General features: G+C 59.5%; 21 protein-coding genes. 7 read left to right on the top strand and 14 right to left on the bottom strand.

Annotated features, from left to right (window positions below; genetic code table 11):
• Nucleotides 1-102: 102 nt before the first annotated feature.
• The gene (locus ACR0IM_RS13155) at nt 103-2,070 is read right to left on the bottom strand and encodes a methylmalonyl-CoA mutase family protein (RefSeq protein ID WP_480682184.1); all 1,968 of its coding nucleotides are present in this window, start codon (nt 2,068-2,070) and stop codon (nt 103-105) included.
• Between the two features lie 144 nt (nt 2,071-2,214).
• On the opposite strand from ACR0IM_RS13155, the gene ACR0IM_RS13150 reads away from it, so the two are divergent.
• From ACR0IM_RS13150 to ACR0IM_RS13120, 7 genes are all read left to right on the top strand, one after another.
• On the top strand, nt 2,215-3,603 hold the full coding sequence (locus ACR0IM_RS13150) for a 1-acyl-sn-glycerol-3-phosphate acyltransferase (protein ID WP_480682182.1): 1,389 nt from the start codon (nt 2,215-2,217) through the stop codon (nt 3,601-3,603).
• 112 nt (nt 3,604-3,715) lie between these two features.
• Nucleotides 3,716-5,002 carry a crotonyl-CoA carboxylase/reductase gene (gene ccrA / locus ACR0IM_RS13145; RefSeq protein ID WP_480592861.1) on the top strand — a complete coding sequence of 429 codons (1,287 nt, stop codon included), beginning with the start codon at nt 3,716-3,718 and terminating at the stop codon, nt 5,000-5,002.
• 205 nt (nt 5,003-5,207) lie between these two features.
• Nucleotides 5,208-5,426, top strand: coding sequence for a hypothetical protein (locus tag ACR0IM_RS13140; RefSeq protein ID WP_480592863.1), 219 nt, complete (start codon nt 5,208-5,210; stop codon nt 5,424-5,426).
• Nucleotides 5,365-6,084: a helix-turn-helix transcriptional regulator gene (locus ACR0IM_RS13135; RefSeq protein WP_480682181.1), complete on the top strand. Its 720-nt coding sequence runs from the start codon at nt 5,365-5,367 to the stop codon at nt 6,082-6,084. Before ACR0IM_RS13140 ends, ACR0IM_RS13135 begins: the two co-directional genes overlap by 62 nt.
• 84 nt (nt 6,085-6,168) lie before the next feature.
• Nucleotides 6,169-6,807, top strand: a complete 639-nt coding sequence (locus ACR0IM_RS13130) for an acyl-homoserine-lactone synthase (RefSeq protein ID WP_480592867.1) — start codon at nt 6,169-6,171, stop codon at nt 6,805-6,807.
• 60 nt (nt 6,808-6,867) lie between these two features.
• Nucleotides 6,868-8,400: an ATP-dependent DNA helicase gene (locus tag ACR0IM_RS13125; protein WP_480641813.1), complete on the top strand. Its 1,533-nt coding sequence runs from the start codon at nt 6,868-6,870 to the stop codon at nt 8,398-8,400.
• A complete protein-coding gene (locus tag ACR0IM_RS13120; RefSeq protein WP_480641814.1) occupies nt 8,397-9,125 on the top strand; it encodes an SDR family oxidoreductase in 729 nt (242 codons plus the stop codon). The genes ACR0IM_RS13125 and ACR0IM_RS13120 overlap by 4 nt, the downstream gene beginning before the upstream one ends.
• A 3-nt stretch (nt 9,126-9,128) precedes the next feature.
• Here the strand turns inward: ACR0IM_RS13120 and ACR0IM_RS13115 are convergent, their stop codons facing one another.
• From ACR0IM_RS13115 to trpS, 13 genes are all read right to left on the bottom strand, one after another.
• Nucleotides 9,129-9,896: a TIGR02186 family protein gene (locus tag ACR0IM_RS13115; protein WP_480592873.1), complete on the bottom strand. Its 768-nt coding sequence runs from the start codon at nt 9,894-9,896 to the stop codon at nt 9,129-9,131.
• Nucleotides 9,897-9,898: 2 nt separating this feature from the next.
• Nucleotides 9,899-10,819 (bottom strand): sulfite exporter TauE/SafE family protein, encoded by a 921-nt coding sequence (locus ACR0IM_RS13110; RefSeq protein WP_480592875.1) that lies wholly within the window; start codon nt 10,817-10,819, stop codon nt 9,899-9,901.
• A gap of 344 nt (nt 10,820-11,163) precedes the next feature.
• A complete protein-coding gene (locus tag ACR0IM_RS13105) occupies nt 11,164-12,174 on the bottom strand; it encodes an ABC transporter permease (protein WP_480592877.1) in 1,011 nt (336 codons plus the stop codon).
• A complete protein-coding gene (locus ACR0IM_RS13100; protein WP_480641815.1) occupies nt 12,174-13,268 on the bottom strand; it encodes an ABC transporter permease in 1,095 nt (364 codons plus the stop codon). The genes ACR0IM_RS13105 and ACR0IM_RS13100 overlap by 1 nt, the downstream gene beginning before the upstream one ends.
• Nucleotide 13,269: 1 nt before the next feature.
• Entirely contained in the window at nt 13,270-14,799 is a 1,530-nt protein-coding gene (locus tag ACR0IM_RS13095; RefSeq protein ID WP_480641816.1) for an ABC transporter ATP-binding protein, read from the bottom strand.
• A gap of 85 nt (nt 14,800-14,884) precedes the next feature.
• Nucleotides 14,885-15,883, bottom strand: a complete 999-nt coding sequence (locus tag ACR0IM_RS13090) for a BMP family lipoprotein (protein WP_480592883.1) — start codon at nt 15,881-15,883, stop codon at nt 14,885-14,887.
• Nucleotides 15,884-16,042: 159 nt separating this feature from the next.
• Nucleotides 16,043-16,456, bottom strand: coding sequence for a GNAT family N-acetyltransferase (locus ACR0IM_RS13085; protein ID WP_480641817.1), 414 nt, complete (start codon nt 16,454-16,456; stop codon nt 16,043-16,045).
• Complete coding sequence (gene tsaB, locus ACR0IM_RS13080) at nt 16,453-17,037, bottom strand: tRNA (adenosine(37)-N6)-threonylcarbamoyltransferase complex dimerization subunit type 1 TsaB (protein ID WP_480682180.1); 585 nt, start codon at nt 17,035-17,037, stop codon at nt 16,453-16,455. Before tsaB ends, ACR0IM_RS13085 begins: the two co-directional genes overlap by 4 nt.
• Nucleotides 17,027-17,590, bottom strand: a complete 564-nt coding sequence (locus tag ACR0IM_RS13075) for a NifU family protein (RefSeq protein WP_480592889.1) — start codon at nt 17,588-17,590, stop codon at nt 17,027-17,029. Before ACR0IM_RS13075 ends, tsaB begins: the two co-directional genes overlap by 11 nt.
• A gap of 69 nt (nt 17,591-17,659) precedes the next feature.
• On the bottom strand, nt 17,660-18,253 hold the full coding sequence (locus ACR0IM_RS13070) for a DsbA family protein (protein WP_480682179.1): 594 nt from the start codon (nt 18,251-18,253) through the stop codon (nt 17,660-17,662).
• Between the two features lie 9 nt (nt 18,254-18,262).
• Nucleotides 18,263-18,718 (bottom strand): universal stress protein, encoded by a 456-nt coding sequence (locus ACR0IM_RS13065; protein ID WP_480592894.1) that lies wholly within the window; start codon nt 18,716-18,718, stop codon nt 18,263-18,265.
• A gap of 61 nt (nt 18,719-18,779) precedes the next feature.
• Entirely contained in the window at nt 18,780-19,643 is an 864-nt protein-coding gene (locus tag ACR0IM_RS13060) for a branched-chain amino acid aminotransferase (RefSeq protein ID WP_480592896.1), read from the bottom strand.
• Between the two features lie 59 nt (nt 19,644-19,702).
• Complete coding sequence (gene trpS / locus ACR0IM_RS13055) at nt 19,703-20,731, bottom strand: tryptophan--tRNA ligase (protein ID WP_480592898.1); 1,029 nt, start codon at nt 20,729-20,731, stop codon at nt 19,703-19,705.
• Nucleotides 20,732-20,737: the final 6 nt, after the last annotated feature.

Raw genomic sequence — 20,737 nt, 5'->3', positions numbered from 1 at the left:
ACCACGAATAGGCGTAATAGCCTACCGTAAGTTGAAATCCGGCTTTTATCCATCCCTTACTTAAAGGCAATGGATTTGGAGATAATAACAAAATCGCGGCCGTTATTGGGCCGCAATGTTCTGCGGATCGACCAGAGTCACAATATCGCCCATAATTGCATTTAGCTCGAAATTCTTGGGCGTATAGATCTTGGACACACCCATTGCCGTGAGTTTTGCAGCATCGTCATCGGGAATGATCCCCCCGACGATCACGGGAACACCGTCCAAACCGGCCTCGCGCAGGCGCGTCATGACGTCTTGCACAAGCGGGATATGGCTGCCGGACAGGATCGACAGGCCAATTACGTGGGCCTTGTCCTCGATCGCGGCGGCGATGATTTCCTCGGGTGTCAGGCGGATACCCTCATAGCTGATATCCATACCGCAATCGCGGGCACGAAAGGCGATCTGTTCGGCGCCGTTGGAGTGGCCGTCCAGACCCGGTTTCCCGACCAGAAATTTCAGACGGCGCCCCAATTTGTCGCTGACCGCATCAACGGCGGCGCGCAGGTCGTCCAGACCTTCGGTCTTGTTCGACACGGAACCGGACACGCCGGTCGGGCCGCGATAGGTGCCGTAGACCTTGCGCATTTCCTCGGCCCATTCGCCGGTGGTGACGCCGGCCTTTGCGGCGGCAATCGACGGCTCCATGACATTGGCCCCGGTCTGCGCCGCTTCGCGCAACGCGGACAGAGCCGCCAAAACGGCCGCGTCGTCACGTTCGGACCGCCACTCGTTCAGCCGGGCAATCTGTTCCTGTTCCACGGCCGGATCGACGACCATGATGCCGCCATCTTCGGTTTGCAGTGGCGAGGGCTCGCCCTCGGTCCATTTGTTCACGCCGACAACAACGGTTTCATTGCGTTCGATCCGGTTCAGACGTTCCGCATTCGAATCGACCAAACGCGATTTCATGTATTCGATCGAGGCAACCGCACCACCCATCGAATCCAGGTTGGCCAATTCGGCCCGCGCACCCTCTTTCAACTCCTCGACCTTGGCATCCACGGCCGGGTTGCCGTCAAACAGGTCACCGAATTCCAGCAGGTCTGTCTCGTAGGCCAGAATCTGCTGCATCCGCATCGACCATTGCTGATCCCAAGGGCGCGGCAGGCCAAGCGCCTCGTTCCATGCGGGCAACTGCACAGCGCGGGCGCGCGCCTTTTTCGACAGGGTTACGGCCAGCATCTCGATCAGGATGCGGTAGACGTTGTTTTCCGGCTGCTGCTCGGTCAGGCCCAGCGAGTTCACCTGCACCCCATAGCGGAAGCGGCGGAATTTAGGGTCTTCGACGCCGTAGCGGTCCTTCAGAATCTCATCCCACAGATCAACAAAAGCGCGCATCTTGCACATCTCGGTGACAAAGCGGATACCGGCGTTCACGAAGAACGAAATCCGGCCGCAAAGCGCCGGGAAATCCTCGGCCGGGACGCGGGGGCGCAACTCGTCCAGTACGGCGATGGCGGTGGCCAGCGCGTAAGCCAGCTCCTGCTCGGGCGTCGCACCTGCCTCTTGCAGGTGATAGGAACACACGTTCATCGGGTTCCATTTGGGCACGTTGGTATAGCAGTACTCGGCTACATCCGCGATCATCTTCAGCGACGGTTTTGGTGGGCAAACATAGGTACCACGGCTCAGGTATTCCTTGATCAGGTCGTTCTGAACGGTGCCCTGCAGTTTCGCGACATCCGCGCCTTGTTCCTCGGCCACAGCGATGTACAGCGCCAACAGCCAAGGGGCCGTGGCGTTGATCGTCATCGAGGTGTTCATCTGCTCCAGCGGAATCTGATCGAAAAGAACCAGCATGTCGCCCAGATGGCTGATGGGAACGCCCACTTTGCCCACCTCTCCGCGAGCCAAAGTATGGTCGCTGTCATACCCGGTCTGAGTCGGCAGATCGAAGGCTACTGACAGACCCGTCTGACCCTTGGCTAGGTTGCCACGATACAGCGCGTTCGACGCCTTGGCGGTGGAATGACCGGCATAGGTTCGGATGAGCCAGGGGCGATCTTTCTGCGTCTGCGTCATAATGGGGCCTCGTGCTTTGCGTGGGCAAGAAAATTACGTTCAAGCGTTCTAAAGCGCAATTTTCGGGATATGTCAATTCGCTGCGTCGCGGCATACTTGGTTCTTCAGATTGTAGGTGTCCCAGTTTGGTGGCAGGGTGCGCCTATGACTCAGACCGTGGAACTTCCGCTTTGGCTGTTTTTGCTGATCCTGGTATTTGCCGCGGTCACTCTGGCCTCGCACTTCTTGTTTCCTTCGGTGCGCTGGTTTTTTCGCCGCCGGCTTGAGCGGGCGGTCAAACGCCTGAACAAACGCCTGCAGCGACCGATTCAACCGTTCAAGCTGGCGCATCGGCACGACATGATTCAGCGACTGATCTATGACCCGCAGGTCGGGCAGGCGGTTCAGAATTTTGCACGCGAGGAACGTGTTCCCGAGGCCGTGGCCTTTGAAACGGCCCGCCGCTATGCCCGCGAGATCGTTCCGTCCTTTTCCGCGGTGGCCTATTTTAGCATCGCCATCCGCCTGGCGCGCATGCTGAGCAATGCCTTCTATAATGTCCGGCTCAGCTATGTGGATGAGAAGGCAATCAGTGACATCGACCCCGATGCAACGGTTGTATTCGTCATGAACCACCGCAGCAATATGGATTATGTGCTGGTCACCTATCTGGCGGCGCCACAATCGGCCTTGTCCTATGCCGTAGGCGAATGGGCGCGGGTCTGGCCGCTCAGCCGGCTGATCCGGGCGATGGGCGCTTACTTTATTCGTCGTAAATCGGGCAGTGAGTTGTATCGGCAAGTGTTGGCCTGTTACGTGCGCCACGCGACTGAGGCCGGAGTAACGCAGGCGATGTTTCCCGAGGGTGGTCTCAGCCTGACCGGTGCGCTTGGGCGACCAAAGCTCGGGTTGCTGAAATACATCATTGACGCAACGGTGCCCGAAGGGCGCGACGTTGTGTTTGTGCCGGTTGCCCTGAACTATGACCGGGTGCTCGAGGATACGATTCTGACCAAGGCCGCCCTGGGCAACGAACGCCGGTTTCGCGCCCGGATCGGGGTGATCACGTGGTGGATACTCAAGCAGATCGGGCGGCGGATGATCGGGCGCTATCAGCGATTCGGCGTGGCCTCGGTTCGGTACGGGCGACCGGTCTCTCTTCAAGCGTTCCGCGCGGAACATGAAACCAACCTGATGACGGACCTGGCCCGTGATCTTATGGCAGGTATCGGGGCGGCGATTCCTCTGGTTCCGGGGCCTGCGGTGTGCTGGCTTACGCGCGAGATGGGCGAGATCTCCGAAGTTGACGCAGTGCAACTGATCGACCGGCTAATGCGTCGTAACGGTTTCTCCACGCCGTTGGAGCGCGCGGAAATCGAGGCTGCGATCCAACAATTAGTCGATCGCCGCATTCTTAAACGTGAGTACGGGAAAATATCCGTTTCAGGTCAAAGGGTTGACCTGCTAGACTACTACGCGGCTTCAGCGCCATTGGACGCGAAAACAGCTATTGCTGCATCCGCAAAAGAAGTTTCTGCACCTGCTGGGTCATAAAATTACAAAATACACTCAAAATATGTTGCAATATTTCTCTCTGACCAATATCTCATCGTTTAGAGCGCGCGATTCTGCATCGCGGCAATGATTTGGAATAAAGGAGGCCAACATGGCTCTGGACACCGACAGCGGTATCGCGTCTTACGACGCGCCGGAAAAAGACCTCTATGAGATGGGTGAAATCCCTCCGATGGGGTTTGTGCCCAAAAAAATGTACGCATGGGCGATCCGCAAAGAACGCCACGGCGAGCCGGACACCGCGATGGTGCAGGAAGTGGTGGACGTTCCCGAACTGGACAGCCACGAGGTGCTGGTGCTGGTGATGGCCGCAGGTGTGAACTACAACGGCGTCTGGGCTTCGCTGGGCAAGCCGATCTCGCCGTTTGACGGACACAAGGCTCCATATCACATTGCTGGTTCGGATGCGTCGGGCATCGTCTGGGCGGTGGGTTCGAAAGTGACCCGCTGGAAAGTCGGCGACGAGGTCGTCATCCATTGCAATCAGGACGATGGAGACGACGAACACTGCAACGGCGGTGACCCGATGTATTCGGACAGCCAGCGGATCTGGGGTTATGAGACGCCGGACGGATCGTTTGCGCAGTTCACCAACGTTCAGGCTCAGCAGCTGATGCCGCGTCCCAAGCACCTGACCTGGGAAGAAAGCGCCTGCTACACGCTGACGCTGGCAACTGCCTACCGGATGCTGTTCGGTCACGAGCCGCACGATCTGAAGCCGGGCCAGAACGTTCTGGTTTGGGGCGCTTCGGGTGGTCTGGGCTCCTACGCGATTCAGCTGATCAACACTGCAGGCGCCAATGCGATCGGTGTGATCTCAGATGAAAGCAAGCGCGATTTCGTCATGGGGCTGGGTGCCAAAGGCGTTCTGAACCGCAAGGACTTCAACTGTTGGGGCCAACTGCCGACGGTGAACACACCGGAATATGCTGAGTGGTTCAAAGAGGCTCGTAAGTTCGGCAAAGCCATCTGGGATATCACCGGCAAAGGTGTGAACGTGGACATGGTGTTCGAACACCCGGGTGAAAGCACTTTTCCGGTCTCGACCTTCGTGGTGAAAAAGGGCGGCATGGTTGTGATCTGCGCTGGTACCACCGGCTATAACCTGACCTTCGACGTCCGTTACATGTGGATGCACCAGAAGCGCCTGCAAGGATCGCACTTTGCTCATCTGAAACAGGCCGCGGCAGCCAACCAGCTGATGGTCGAGCGCCGTCTGGACCCCTGCATGTCGGAAGTGTTCACCTGGAATGATCTGCCCGAGGCGCACATGAAGATGCTGCGCAACGAGCATAAGCCGGGCAACATGTCGGTCCTGGTTCAGGCGCCGCAGACCGGAATGCGCACTCTGGAAGAGGTTCTGGACGCTCGCGGTTGAATCGCACGCAAATAAATCTCTGGCGCCCGCGAATCGACTTATCGGTTCGCGGGCGCCGCTTTTTTTGAATAGATTTATTCTTTTCAGCGAGTTACCGATTCTAGCTTCGCTTTTTTTGGGGAGTAGAAACCAGTGAATAGGCTAAAAAACAACGCACATGTTATGGTTGTGTTAACCCTTCGTTAACCGTTTCGGAGCGACCCTGATGGCGCACAATGAGTGGATACTGGACGTGTTGTCGGACCTCAACGCCTTCGCTGTTGAGAATGGTTTGATCGCGCTGGCCGAGCAACTGGACGACACTAAGCTGGTTGCCGCAGCCGAGATCGCGTCCATGAAGGCTGAGGTACGGACGCCCGCAGATGGGAACAAAACTCGATATGAGCCAGGTCCTGGAGGACTTGGAAAACACCAGCACGCTTGATGAGTTAAGCAATGTCGCCATCCGATTGCGCGACAGGCTGAAGGTCGAACATCTCATTTACCATTGGGTCGATGGCGCCGGGGAACAGTACGGCTATACGACCTATCCCGATGCCTGGGCTGAGCGATATCTGGAAAAGAACTATCACCGCATAGACCCTGTCATTCTGGGCTGCTTTCAGCGGTTTCATCCGGTCGATTGGAAAACCCTGGACTGGTCCGGCAAGGTGGCCAAGGCCTTCTTGATGGACGCGCAAAGCCACGGCGTCGGCAATCAGGGATATTCGATCCCGATCCGCGGGCCGAAAGGGCAATTTGCCCTGTTCACGGTGAACCATTCCTGCAGTGATGAAACCTGGAAAGGATTCATCGACCGTCATGGCCGCGAGTTGATTTTGATCGCGCATTACTTCAACCGCAAAGCACTGGAATTCGAAAGTGACCGTCAGCCCGACTCGTCCCGTGGCCTGTCACCGCGAGAGGTGGACGCGATGACCCTGCTGGCGCTGGGCTACAGCCGTGCTCAGGTAGCCCATTCGCTGTCAATTTCTGAGCATACGCTGCGTGTTTACATCGAAAGCGCCCGCGCCAAGCTTGGGGCGCAGAACACCACCCACGCCATCGCCACGGCGCTGAGCCGGGGATTAATAGTGGTTTAACAGGTGCACGCCCCACAAACGGGAAATTAACCGTGACTTTGTACCCCCTTCGTTCCTGCACAGGACGACAAGGGGAAAAAAGTCATGTTGCGTTATCTGTTTGCTGACGAGCTTCACAAGTTTCCGGACCTGGCCGACGGAATGTTCCGAGACCGCGCGGATCAGTTCAAGACCCGGCTGGGCTGGGACGTCCAGGTCAACGATAAAGGAGAGGAGCGGGATCAGTATGACGACTTGAACCCTTTGTACGTCATCTGGGAAGAAGAGGATGGCCGCCACGGTGGGTCCATGCGTGTTCTGCCTACGACCGGACCTGTAATGGTGAATGAGGTCTTTGGCCACCTGACCGGGGGCAAACCGATCCACAGCCCTCTGATCTGGGAGGTGACCCGGTTTTGCCTGTCCCGAACAGCCAGCCCGCATACGGCGGGTGCGATCATGCTCAGCGGTGGTGAAATGATGGAAGGGTTCGGTCTGACCCATATTGCGGGCGTTTTCGATGCACGGATGATCCGGATTTACCGGCTGATCGGATCTTCGCCCATTGTTCTCGGCACCGAAGGGAAGGGGCGTGACCAGATTTCAGTCGGGCTTTGGCCGTATTCCGCCGCGGATTGCAACCGTGTCGCAGAACGTGCAGGTATCCCTCGCGAGCTGTCCCGCCTGTGGTTCAAGACCGCTTTTGGCACCGGCCGACAGCACCGGTTCGCCCTGTCGGCCTGACCGCGCGAAATCCTTAATCCCTCTCTGGTGATAGCTGGCGCGTCCCTGTAGGGTCGCGCCATGTCTATGCCCCCCGTTACCTTTTCCGAAGACCAGGCCGCCGCCTATGACAGCATCGCCGAGATGCTGCGATCGGCCGGTGTTGACCTGGATGATGACGCTCTGCTGAAGCTGCCGGGAGCGGGGAAATCCGGTGTCATGGCGGTGATCGGCAAGGCGGGGTCGGGTAAAACCCTGTTGCTGGCCGAACTGTACAAGGCGCTGGCCGAAACCGGAGTGCAGATCGTCTCGGGCGATTTCGAGAGCCGCAAGGCGAAGGAAAAGCGCAGCCTGGCGATTCTGGCGCCCACTAACAAGGCGGCCAGCGTGTTACGCTTGCGTGGTGTTCCCGCGACGACGATTCACCGCATACTCTACACGCCGGTTTATGACCCGGAATATGAGCGCATCGCTGAATGGCTGGCGGGCAATGACGAACGCCCTGAGATTGAGGGGCTGACCGATGAGGCGCTGGACCGCGCCGCCACCTTTTATCAGAACAACAAGTCCATCCCCGGTGCGTTGGCTGCCGCGGGTTTGCGCGGGTCGGATTTCATCACCGGCTGGAAACGTCGGGATGAACCGTTGGATATCGGGTTTGTGGACGAAGCCTCGATGCTGGATGACCGGCAGTTCGAGGACCTGCAGGAGATCTTTCCAACCCTGCTGCTGTTTGGCGACCCGGCACAGCTGGCGCCGGTCAATCAATCCGGCAGCATGGTGTTTGAGGCCCTACCGGAACCACGCAAACAAATCCTGCACCGGGTTCACCGGCAAGAGGCGGACAACCCGATTCTAGACCTTGCCCACGCGCTGGCCGATCCGCAGATGGGGTTTGAGGATTTCGAAAGACTGGTCGAACAGACCGCTCGTCAGGATGACCGAGTGATCTGGGGGCAGCGGGTCGAGGTCGACCTGATGGCCCGCAGCCCAGTGCTGGTCTGGCGTAACGCCACTCGTATTCGTCTGATCCAGGCGTTCCGGCACGTCCACGGCGCGCCGGATACCGAGTTGCTGGAGGGCGAGCCGCTGATCTGCGACGGCATCGAGCTGCCGCTGAAGCACCGCAAGAAACGTCTGGACCTTGAGGCGCGCGGGCTGATCAAGGGCGCTCAGGTGATCTATCTGGGGCCGGGGCGCAAGCCGGGATTCTCGCGCCTGCACGTGATGGGGGCTGAAGACCCGCAGGTCAGCGCCGCCTCCATCGTCAAGATTGAGAAACCGGATGAGGAAGAGCCCTTCATCCCCTTCGCCGCGCGCATGGGCGCGACCTTTCTGCATGGCGCGGCGGTGACCATTCATAAGGCGCAGGGCTCACAGTGGGACACGGTTCAGGTCTTTGCGCCTGATATTTACGCCGCTGCGCGCATGGGCCGGACCGAGGCCGGGCAACCGCTGTGGAAGCGCTTGGCCTATGTGGCGATCACCCGCGCACAGGAGCGTCTGATATGGGTGGTGCGGAACCGTCTGGCCAAACCCACCCATCCGCTGCGCGTGGACGACCTGCGCGCCGTTCCGGCGGCATCGCTGACACTGGAGGCCGAAGAGACATGAGCACCATCATCGTAACCGGCGCAAGCTCGGGCATCGGGCGCGCCACGGCGGAATTGTTTCTGGCCGAGAGGTGGACGGTTGGTCTTCTGGCGCGCAGTGCGGACAAGCTGCACCAGATGGCCACGGGCCGCGATAACGCCATCCCTTTGATTGCGGATGTGACCAACGCGGATGCGGTTCAGGCCGCGTTTAAAACCTTTCAGGACAAGACTGGTCGTCTCGACGTGCTGTTCAACAATGCCGGTATTTTTGCGTCCGGTGGCACCATTGACGAAATCGCGCTGGAGGACTGGTATCAAAGCGTCAACGTCAACCTGAACGGCATGTTCCTGAGCGCGCGCGAGGCGTTTCGGATCATGCGCCACCAGTCGCCGCAAGGCGGGCGCATCATCAATAACGGCTCGATTGCTGCTTATGTGCCGCGTCCAAACTCGGTGCATTATTCGGCCACGAAACACGCCATCACCGGCCTGACCCGCAGCCTGTCTCTGGATGGGCGACCGTTCGGGATTGCCTGTGGTCAGATCGATATCGGCAATGCCCGCACACAGATGGTGCAGGGGTTGGTGGATGCAGCCGTCGAGGCCGGACAGCAGCCCGACCCGACCATGGCCGTCGGGGACGCCGCGCGCTCGGTGCTGCATATGGCCAGCCTGCCGCCCGAGGCCAATGTGCAGTTCATGACCGTAATGGCCACGACGATGCCCTATATCGGTCGCGGGTAGGCTTTAATTCTCGCGCAACAGTCGGAACGCGGTGGACGCGCCCCAACCGGCCGCAATCGCGATGACCAGCGACATCAGCCCGTACCAGACCGGTTGCTGGCGGGACAGGTTGTAGAGGAACCTCTCCAACCCCACCTTGCGCACATCGATTGTGGTCTCAAACTGCGAGACGACTTCTTTGCCGCGGGTCAGGAAGATACGCGCCTTGTAGTCGCCCTCGGTCAGGTCGGCGGGCATTGCGATCGAGGTACGGAACAGGGTCTGTTCGTCCACCGCCACGGTTTTTTCACGGATCGAATACAGCCCCTCATCCTCGCGGATGCGCACCACGGCGTCAGCGAATGACTGCGCGCCGCGGATATGCATCGCCGCCCCGACCGAGCGGATAGCCCGCTCGATTGAGATGCGGTAGCGCAGATCCTCGGTATCCGAGAGGATATCTTCCAGCAACCCGCTGGTGGCAACCGCGTAAAAGCTGGGCGCGAGGTCGACCAGAACGCTGTCGGTATTGACCCAAATCCCCAGTTTGCGGTCCTTGCGTCGGACCATCACCGGACTGGACGGCCCGGCCACGGCCACGATCACTTCAAGCGGCGGACCGGGTGGAATGGGGGTTTCCCGTTTGACGGCGCCAAAGATCAGGATTTCCGAGCCGTCAAAGGTCGCGGTGATGGCGACGCGATCCTGGCTGAGACCCAGAACAACCTGCTCATCAACTGCAAGGGCAGGGGTGCAGCACAGGATCAGCAGGGCAATCAGGCGTTTCAGCATGATCAGTGGCCCCCTTCGCTGCCAAGCGAGTAAAGCTCGGATGGTTCAATCAGCAGGTCCAGCGCCAGCTTGCCACAGACCACCAGAACCAAAGCCGCCAGAAGAACCCGCAGCTGCTCGGCCGGCATTCGCGCGCCGATCACCGTGCCGATCTGCGCCCCGACGACACCTCCGACCAACAGCAAAACCGCCAGAACGATATCGACCGTATAGTTCGTGGTGGCGTGCAGCATGGTGGTGAAGGCCGTCACGAAGATGATCTGAAACAGCGAAGTACCGACCACGACCTTGGTGGGCATCCCCAGCAGATAGATCATCGCAGGTACCATGATAAAGCCGCCGCCGACCCCCATGATCGCCGACAGAACGCCGACGCACAGCCCGACCATCACCGGGGGGATGACCGAGATATAGAGGCCCGATGTGCGAAAGCGCATCTTGAACGGCATCGCATGGACCCAACCACGCTGTCGTCGTTTCACAGGGGCTCCGCCGCCCTTTTTCGCCTTGCGCAGCGCACGCAGGCTTTCGATGAACATCAGGCTGCCAACCACGCCGAGGAAGACGACGTAACAAAGGGTGACCAGCAGATCGACCTGGCCCAGGCTCTTGAGGTAGTTGAACACCACCACCCCGAGGGCGGCGCCTATTAATCCTCCGGTTAACAGGACTGTGCCCATTTTCAGGTCCACTGTCTTGCGTCGGAAATGTGCTAATACACCGGAAAAGGAAGAAGCGACGATCTGGTTGGCTTCCGTCGCGACGGCGACGGCAGGGGGGATACCGATGAAGAACAATAGCGGCGTCATCAGGAACCCGCCGCCCACGCCGAACATGCCAGACAGGACACCGACCATCCCACCCAGCCCCAAAAGCAGGAAGGCATTGACGGAGACTTCGGCGATTGGAAGGTAAATCTGCATTTGGAATTACCGGATGAGGTCGGCCGTGCCGCATTGGGTGACTCGGACAGTCTCAAACCATTTGGGTGAGGCGTTTATGCGGCGCGTCGGGGACAAACCCCACTGCCACATGGCGAATATCGAACGTCTGGGCAGGCACCCGGTACTCCGATTTGGCTGAAGAATGCGAACAAGCCCGAAAAGCGGGCGTTCTTGTGTTTCCGGCACCCTGATATGGGAAAGTCCGATCTCGGCTATCACAGGAAACACACTCATACCCTTTTAAAGCGGTTGCCGCATGCAAAATCAACTCTGCATGCGGCACTGCGGCGAACTGGACCGACAGGAGTTCGGAACTGGACCTGTCAGCGCTCTTTCACATAAGGCTCGCCCCCGGCGCGCGGCGGAACGGCTTTGCCGACGAACCCGGCCAGAATGACCACGGTCAGGATATAGGGCAGAGCGTCCATGACCTGCACTGGAATGACCACCCCGCCCAGATCGATGTTCTGGAACCGCAGCGCGATCGCCTGCAGCAGACCGAACAGAAGACAGGCCCCCATCGCATGCCATGGTCGCCATTTCGCGAAGATCAGCGCGGCCAGAGCGATGAACCCACGTCCAGCGGTCATTTCTTTGACAAACCCGGCCTGCAGGGCTGTGGCAAGATAGGCCCCAGCGATCCCGCACAGCACGCCGCAGATGGCGACGGCAGCAAAACGCAGGCCGACGACTGAGACACCGGCGGTATCTACGGCCGCCGGGTTTTCACCAACCGCACGTAGCCGCAGCCCGAACCGGGTCCGGTACAGAATCCACCACGTCAGCGGCACCATAAGAAACGCCACATAGACCAAGATGGAATGGCCGGATAACAACTCGGAGTACACCATGTGAACTGAATTGGCGTCAGACATCAGTTCAGAAACCGGTTGCCCAGTCAGTTCAGCATCTTCGGGACCGATTGCATAAGGGAACTCTGCGGATTCGAATCGAGCTCCGCCGAAGAGAGAAGGCGTACGCCCGCCCTGCTTGAACCAACTTTGTGCGATCAACACGGTAAGGCCAGATGCAAGGAAGTTGATCGCAACACCCGAAATCAACTGATTGCCCCTGAAGGTGATCGAGGCCAGCCCATGCAATCCGGACAGAACCAGTGAGGATGCGATACCTGCCAGCAGGCCCAGCCAAACCGACCCAGTCACAGCGGCAATTGCTGCCGAGAAGAAAGCCGACATCAGCATCTTGCCTTCAAGACCGATGTCGAAAATGCCCGCACGTTCGGAATACAACCCGGCCAGACAGGCAAGCAGTAGCGGCGTGGCCAGGCGGATCGTTGAATCGAGAACCTGGATGAGTGTAACGAAGAACTCCATCACTTTGCCTCCTTCCGAAGGCTCAGGAACAGCTTTTCAAGCGGCATCCTGACCATGTTGTCCAACGCTCCGGTGAACAGGATCACCAGCGCCTGAATGACCACGATCAGCTCACGCGGGATCGACGTCCACAAGGCCAGCTCGGCGCCACCTTGGTACAAGAACCCGAACAGAAGCGCGGCCAGGAACACGCCGAAGGGATGTGACCGCCCCATCAGCGCCACGGCGATGCCGATAAAACCTGCGCCTTCGGTGGAGTTCAGAACCAATCGTTCCGCCTCGCCCATGACGTTGTTGATTGCCATCAAACCGGCCAGCGCGCCCGAGATCAGCATCGCCACAATGGTGATGCGAACGGGTGAAATGCCTGCATAGACGGCTCCGGTTTCGGAATGGCCGTAAGCACGGATTTCATAGCCCAGTCGCGTGCGCCAGATCAGCGCCCAGACAACGATACAGGCCAGAACAGCTACGAAGAAAGAGATATTCGCAGGGGCACCGCGGAAGACAATGTTTTCAGCGGTCGAGAACATCGACTGGAAAGTCGGCAGATGCACGGCTTCGGGAAAGCGTGCCGTCGCGGGGTCTTGCGAGCCCTGCGGGCGCATCACGTTGACCAGCATGTAGTTCAGGAAGGCGGCGGCGATGAAGTTGAACATGATCGTGGTGATCACGATATGACTGCCGCGCTTGGCTTGCAGATAGGCTGGGATCGCGGCCCAAGCTGCACCAAACAGGGCCGCAGCAAGCCCGGCGCCCAGCAAGGCAATGCTCCAATGCGGCCACGGGATGTACAAGCAGGCCATGGCAACACCAAGCCCGCCCAGCATCGCCTGACCTTCGCCACCGATATTGAACAACCGGGCGTGGAAAGCCACGGCCACCGCCAGCCCCGTGAACATGAAGTTGGTCGCGTAATAGAGCGTATAGCCCCAGCCATATGTTGACCCCAACGCGCCGGTGACCATCAGGTTCACCGCCTCGACCGGGTTTTCGCCGATGGCGAGGATAACCAGCGCTGAAAGGATCGTGGCCAGTATCAGGCTGATCAGGGGGATCAGGACGACATCGGCCCATTTGGGCATTTTTTCCATGTTACGCCGCCTCTCCCGCAACACCGGCCATCAACAGGCCCAGTTCTTTTTCATCCGTCTCATGAGGCAGACGCTCGCCCATGATATGTCCGTCAAACATCACCGCGATCCGGTCGGACAGCGAGAAGATCTCCTCAAGCTCGACCGAGACCAGCAGGATCGCTTTGCCCTGATCGCGCAGGGCGACGATCTGTTTGTGAATGAACTCGATCGCGCCGATATCCACGCCGCGGGTGGGCTGGCCGACCAGCAACAGGTCGGGGTTCCGCTCAATCTCGCGCGCGACGACAATTTTCTGCTGGTTCCCACCCGAGAAACTTTTGGCGGTCAGCCAGCCATTAGGCGGGCGCACGTCGAATTTCTCGATCTTGGCTTCGGTATCGGCACGCAGGGCGGCATTGTCCATGAAGACGCCACGTTTGTAAGCCGGGTCGCGGTGATAGCCGAAAGCCACGTTCTCCCACGCGTGGAAGTCCATGATCAGGCCTTCGCGCTGGCGGTCCTCGGGGACGTGTGCGATGTGTTGCGCGCGTCGGGCCTGCCCATCAGATCCATGTCCGGTAAGGGCCAGCGGCGCACCGTTCAGCTTGATCGAACCCTGGCCGGGGCGCATTCCGCCCAGAACTTCGAGCAGTTCGGATTGACCGTTCCCCGCGACACCGGCAATGCCGACAATTTCCCCGGCCCGCACGGTCAGATCGATGCCCTTGACCCGCTCGACACTTGCTGAATCGAAGACGCGCAGATTTTCGACTTCCAGAATGGGTTTGCCCGGTTTTGCAGGTACCTTGTCGACCTGAAGCAAGACCTTGCGGCCCACCATCAACTCGGCCAGTTCTTCGGGGCTGGTCTCAGCGGTTTTTACCGTTGCGGTCATCTGGCCGCGCCGCATGACCGAAACAGTGTCGGTGTTTTCCATGATCTCACGCAGTTTATGCGTGATCACGATGATCGTTTTACCTTCGGCCCGCAGCCGGTCGAGGATGCGGAACAGCTGATCCGCCTCGGCCGGGGTCAGCACGCCGGTGGGTTCGTCGAGGATCAGAATCTCGGCCTTGCGGTACAACGCCTTCAGGATCTCGACCCGCTGCTGCATCCCCACGCCGATCTCGTCGATGCGTTTGTCGGGGTCGACGAACAGCTCGTATTCTTCTTCCAGTTCTTTCAGCTCTTTGCGGGCCTTGGCCAGAGACGGGGCCAACAACCCACCGTCTTCGGCGCCCAGAACGATGTTCTCCAGAACGGTAAAATTCTCGACCAGTTTGAAGTGCTGGAATACCATCCCGATGCCCGCGGCAATCGCCGCCTGACTGTCAGGGATGTCGGTCTTGGTGCCGTTGATCCAGATCTCACCTTTGTCGGCTTTGTAGAAGCCGTAGAGAATGCTCATCAGCGTGGATTTGCCGGCACCGTTTTCACCGATGATCCCGTGGATCGTGCCGGGGGCGACGCTGATGGAAATGTCTTTGTTGGCCTGAACCGGCCCAAAGGCTTTGGAAATCCCTTTGAGCTCAATGGCGGGGACGGTCATGTCTTGTCCTCAGATTGCCGAAGGGCCGCGCGGGCCGCGCAGCAGAGTGGATGCGAGGCGGAGGTCACCCCCGCCCCGCCCGATATCAAAACTGCAGTGCCGGGCAGCTATCGTTCTCGTAATAGCTGACAACACTCACGTTACCGTCGATGATGTCCTGACGGGCTTTTTCAACGGCTGCTTTCATCTCGTCCGAAACCAGCGCGGCGTTGTTGTCGTCTATCGCTACGCCAACACCTTCTTCGGCCAGACCCATGGCAAACACGCCGGTTTCCAGATCATCACCTGCATTCATCGCGTCGTAAACGGCGACGTCAACGCGTTTCAGCATCGAGGTCAGAACCTTGCCCGGGTGCAGGTGGTTCTGGTTGCTGTCCACGCCGATCGACAGGATGCCTTCGTCGGCTGCGGTTTGCAGAACACCAACGCCCGTGCCGCCAGCGGCAGCATAGACTACGTCAGCACCTTGGCTGATCTGCGCTTTGGTCAACTCGGACCCTTTCACCGGGTCATTCCATGCGGCCGGAGTGGTGCCGGTCATGTTTGCAACCACGTTGATATCCGGGTTCACAGCCTTGGCACCTTGCGCATAGCCGCAGCCGAAATGGCGGATCAGCGGGACATCCATACCGCCGATGAAACCGATTGTGCCGGATTCCGAGGCCATGGCGGCCATCATGCCGACAAGATAAGAGCCTTCATGCTCGGCAAAGCCAACCTGACGCAGGTTCGGTGCGTCCAACCAGTTCACGTCTACCACGACAAATTTCGTGTCGGGATAGTCGCCGACAACCGTGCTGAGCGGATCGGCCATTGCGAAACCCATGGTGATGATCGGGCTCAGACCGGCTTCGGCAAAGCGGCGCAGGGCCTGCTCGCGCTGGGCTTCGGACTGCAGTTCGATCTCACGGTAGGTGCCGCCGGTTTCTTCGGCCCAACGTGACGCACCGTTATGCGCGGCCTCGTTGAACGACTTGTCGAATTTACCGCCAAGGTCAAAGATCAGGGCCGGTTCGGCCAAAGCCGCGCCAGCAGTCAACGCGACGGCGGCGGCAGCGCCCATCAAGGATTTCATCAGGGTCATTTCATACTCCCGTTTGTTATTGTCGGTTGGGGCCAAGATAGTCCCGTTTACCCACTGTGAGCGAGCATAACTGTTGTGATGGCGGGAATTAAGGGCGTTTGCAACCGGTCCGGTCAACTGATTTTTGACCGGATGGTCGAAAAAAAGCAGCCTTGGGCTTCAAACAAGGTTGCATTCCATGACGATCGCGTCGATTTTTCCTGTTTTTTCGCGCAGATAATAGCCCTTGCGCAGTCCACAGGGCGTGTATCCGCACCGCTTGTACAAGGCGATAGCAGGGTCGTTGTCTGCCGCAACGTCCAGAAAGGCGCGGGTTGCGCCCAGATTTCGGGCCGTCGCGTGCCATGCCTGCATGGACTTCAATGCCAGACCCTGCCGTTGACGGCTGGGATGGGTGGCAATCGTCAGCAATTCTGCTTCATCCGCGATGACCTGGAACAAAGCAAAAGATACAGCATTACCAACAGTATGGGTAAACCGGTTATCCAAAAGATCGGCGAATTCCCGATCCGTCCAGGGGCGCGATTGGGTAAAGGCCGCGGCGTGGGTATGGGCCAGGTCCTGCGGGGTCATCCGTCCAGCAAAACCGGAGGCGTGTCTTTCGACGGGGCCGCATCCGCAGGCCGTACGTAAAGCGGGGCTGGGGGCGTCGTAACGCGCTGCCAGTTTCGTGCCGCCAGCTGGGCGATAGCCCGCACCTGCGCGTCCGCGTCGTCGTTCAGGATCAGGGCCCCGAGTGATTCTGCCTGATCCTGCGCCATCAGGGCCGGGTCTTGCCCGGGCAGCGCGACATAGACCTGTTCGCGCGGGGCGCGGATTGCGGGCAGCCCGTCTCCGACCTCAGTTAGTGCATCGAAGCCCGAAACGCCCACGGCCGGGATGCCAAGCCCCAGCGCCAACCCCCGTGCGGCAGAGACCGAGATACGGATGCCGGTGAAATTCCCCGGCCCAATCCCAACACCGATGGCCGTCAGGTCGCGCCACGAGCAGCCCGCTTCGGCCAGAACTTCCTCCAGCAGGGGCATCAACCGCTCGGCCTGACCGCGTGACATGGATTCGGTGCGTGACACGAGGATGCTGTCACCCCGCAACAAAGCGGCCGCGCAATGCGCGGCCGATGTGTCAAACGCCAGAATCAGCGGATCAGACGGCAACGGGGCGCACCTCGGTCACCTCTGGGATATAGTGGCGCAGCAGGTTCTCGATCCCCATTTTCAATGTCAGGGTCGAGGAAGGGCAGCCTGCGCAAGCACCCTGCATGTGCAGGTAGACCACGCCCCGGTCGAACCCGTGGAAGGTGATGTCCCCACCATCCTGAGCCACCGCCGGGCGCACGCGACTGTCCAGCAGGTCTTTGATCTGATTGACGATCTCTGCGTCCTCACCGGTGTGTTCGGCGTGGCCCGAAGCGGCCTGTGCGTCCGAGCCCAGAACCGGCTGACCGGATTGGAAATGCTCCATCACGGCGCCCAGAATGGCGGGTTTGATGTGATCCCACTGAACGTCGTCAGATTTAGTCACGGTTACGAAGTCATTGCCCAAGAATACGCCGGTCACACCACTGACTGCGAAAATGCGCTTGGCCAGGGGCGATCTCTCCCCGGCCTCCGCCGTGGGAAAGTCTGCGGTTCCGGCCTCCAGAACGATCTGGCCCGGCAGAAATTTCAGCGTTGCAGGGTTCGGCGTGGATTCGGTCTGGATGAACATGTCACGGCTCCGTTTCAGTTGTGACTGATATGCGGGCCCGCGCCGGGGAAGTCAAGATTTGGAACCATTCTAAATTTCAGTGGCTAGTTGCATGGCCTCATCCAGCCGGTCATCGCCCCAGAACAGCTCATCTCCCACCAGAAAGCTGGGGGCTCCGAAAATCCCGTTGGTCTGAGCCGTTTTCGTTTGTTTAATCAAGGCAGCCTTGATGTCCGGGTCGTGACAGCGGGTCAGCGTTTCCGCAGGCAGGCTGGCCTGTGACAGGCAATCAACCAGCACATCGTCGTCCGAGATGTTCAGGCCATCGACAAATTCCGCAGCATAAACGGCACGAACAAACGCGGCCCTTTGGGGTTGGGCGTCGATCGACAACACAAGCCGCGCGGCCTTAAGGCCATTCTGCGGAAAGGGATCAGGCCGTGTGAACCGTAGGCCGCGCCGAGCCGACAACCGTTCCATATCACGCCACATATAGCGCCCTTTGGCCGGGTAAATGTTGAACGGGGAATTGTCCCAGCCTTGCGCTGCAAAAATAGGGCCGAGCAGGAACGGGTGCCATTCGACCGAGATCCCGTGCTGGGCCGCCAAATCCTCGATCCGAACCGCGCTCAGATAGGAATAGGTCGAGGCGAATTCGAACCAGAACTGGATGTTGCGGGGCATGAGCGGGCCTTAGGTGATTTCTTCCAGCTTTTCCTTGCTCAGATCGCCGGGAACAATAGTGATAGGGATCGGCAGACTGCCTGAGTTTTTGGTCAGCTGCGTCACCAGCGGGCCGGGGCCCTTCTTTTCGACACCCGCGCCCAGAACAAGCACCCCGATCTCGGGGTCTGACTGGACGTGTTCGATGATCTGCGCAACCGGGTCACCTTCGCGGATCGCCAGTTCCGGATCCACGCCCTGCTTGTCGCGCATCCACTTGGCGAACACCTCGTAATGGGCGTGAATACGCTCGCGCGCTTCTTCGCGCATGACTTCGGCCACGCCGATCCAGTGGTTGAATTCATCCGGCGGGATGACCGACAGGATCGTCACACCGCCGCCGGTATGGGCCGCACGCATGGCGGCAAAGCGCATTGCGTTCAGGCATTCGCGGCTGTCATCCAGAACGACCAGAAATTTGCGCATGGAGTGTCCTCATTCATTTCGGCCGATCATGCCCGACCAGATGCGTGCTGGCAACCAGAGCCTAGCGCGTGCTTGCTGCCCAGTCCCAATACATCTCTCGCGCGCGGCGGGCTATGGGGCCGACCTGATACTGCGTGTCTTCAATCGCAGTGACCGGAGTGATCTTGCTCATGTTTCCTGTCATGAAAACCTCATCTGCCTTGTGGAAATCATCAAAGCTGAGAATGGCTTCGTGCACGATTACGCCGTCGGCGCGCAGGTTTGCGATATGGCGGGCGCGGGTGATCCCGGCCAGAAAGGTACCGTTGGGGGTGGGGGTGAACACCTCACCATCCCTGACCATGAAGATATTGGCGGTTGCGGTCTCGGCCACATGGCCCAAAGCGTCGGCAACCAGCGCGTTGGAAAATCCTTTGGAGCGTACGTCTTGCAGCATCCGCGCGTTATTTGGGTAAAGGCACCCGGCCTTGGCGTTCACGACCGAGGATTCCAGCACCGGACGGCGGAACCGCGTGTACCCCAGCGTGGCCGCGGCAGTTTCGGGGGCCATTGGAATCTCTTCCAGACAGATTGCAAAGCCGGTGCTGTTTTCCAGCGGAACGATGGCGGTCGCGTCGCCGTCGATGCCCCAATACATCGGGCGGATGTAAACGGCGGATTCCGGGCCGAAAGCTTCCAGCCCCTCGCGGACGATCTCGACCATTTGTTCGGTCGTCACCGAGGGCGTCAGCATCAGCGCCTCGGCGGATCGGTTCACGCGGTCGCAATGCGCCTCAAGGTCCGGGGCCATGCCTTCGAAGTAACGCGCGCCGTCAAAGACCGACGATCCCAGCCATGAGCCATGATCTGCAGCCCGCATGATCGGGGCGTTCCCGTCATGCCACTGACCTTCGAAATAGGTGCGGATGTTCTTGCCGACTGCCATTACGCCCTCCCAAGCTTTGCGGCAAACCTAGGAAGGCGCTGAGGTAACGTCCAGAGCAATCAGCGCTGTTTTGCGCCGACCATGCCCACGATTTCGTAGGTCTGCTGCAGGATCGGGGCTGCAATCGCCCGCGCCTTTTCTGCACCTTTGGCCAGAATCTGGTCGATCTCAGCCTCTTCGCCCATCAGGCGGGCCATTTCGGTCGAGATCGGCGCCAGTTTCGAGACCGCCAGGTCGGCCAGCATCGGCTTGAACTCGCCGAACTGTTTGCCACCCACCTCGGCCAGAACCTGTTCGGCTGTCTGGTCGCTGAGCGCGGCAAAGATGTTCACCAGATTGCGTGCCTCGGGACGTTCCGACAGGCCGTCGAGTTCCGAGGGGAGGGCGTCCGGGTCGGTCTTGGCCTTGCGGATTTTCTTGGCGATGGCGTCAGCATCGTCGGTCATGTTGATGCGGGTCATGTCGGACGGATCCGAGGATGACATCTTGCGGGTGCCGTCGCGCAGGTTCATCACCCGCGGCGCCGGGCCACCGATCACCGGCTCGGTCACTGGGAAGAAATCGACACCATAGTCATGGTTGAACTTGATCGCGATGTCGCGGGTCAACTCCAGATGCTGTTTCTGGTCCTCACCGACCGGCACATGCGTTGCGCGATAGGTCAGAATGTCCGCCGCCATCAGAGCCGGATAGGCAAACAGTCCAAGCGACGCGTTCTGCGCGTTCTTGCCCGCCTTGTCCTTGAACTGCGTCATTCGCTGCATCCAGCCCATGCGGGCGACGCAGTTGAAAATCCAGGCCAGTTGCGTGTGCTCGGCCACCTGGCTTTGGTTGAACAGGATTGATTTTTCGGGGTCCAGGCCGGCAGCGATGAAGCCCGCACAGACCTCGCGCGTCTTTTCACGCAAACGGGCCGGGTCTTGCCAGACAGTGATCGCGTGCAGGTCGACCATGCAATAGATGGTCTCGAACTCAGGCCCCTGCATATCCACGAACCGCTTCAGCGCACCCAGATAGTTGCCTAGGTGCAGGTTTCCCGATGGCTGGATGCCGGAAAACACGCGCGGCGTGAACTTGGTTTCGGTCATCGAAGG

The organism is Ruegeria sp. BF6, assembly GCF_056538665.1.
Note: the sequence above shows the minus strand (reverse complement) of the source record. Positions and strands in the feature narration are given on the sequence as shown.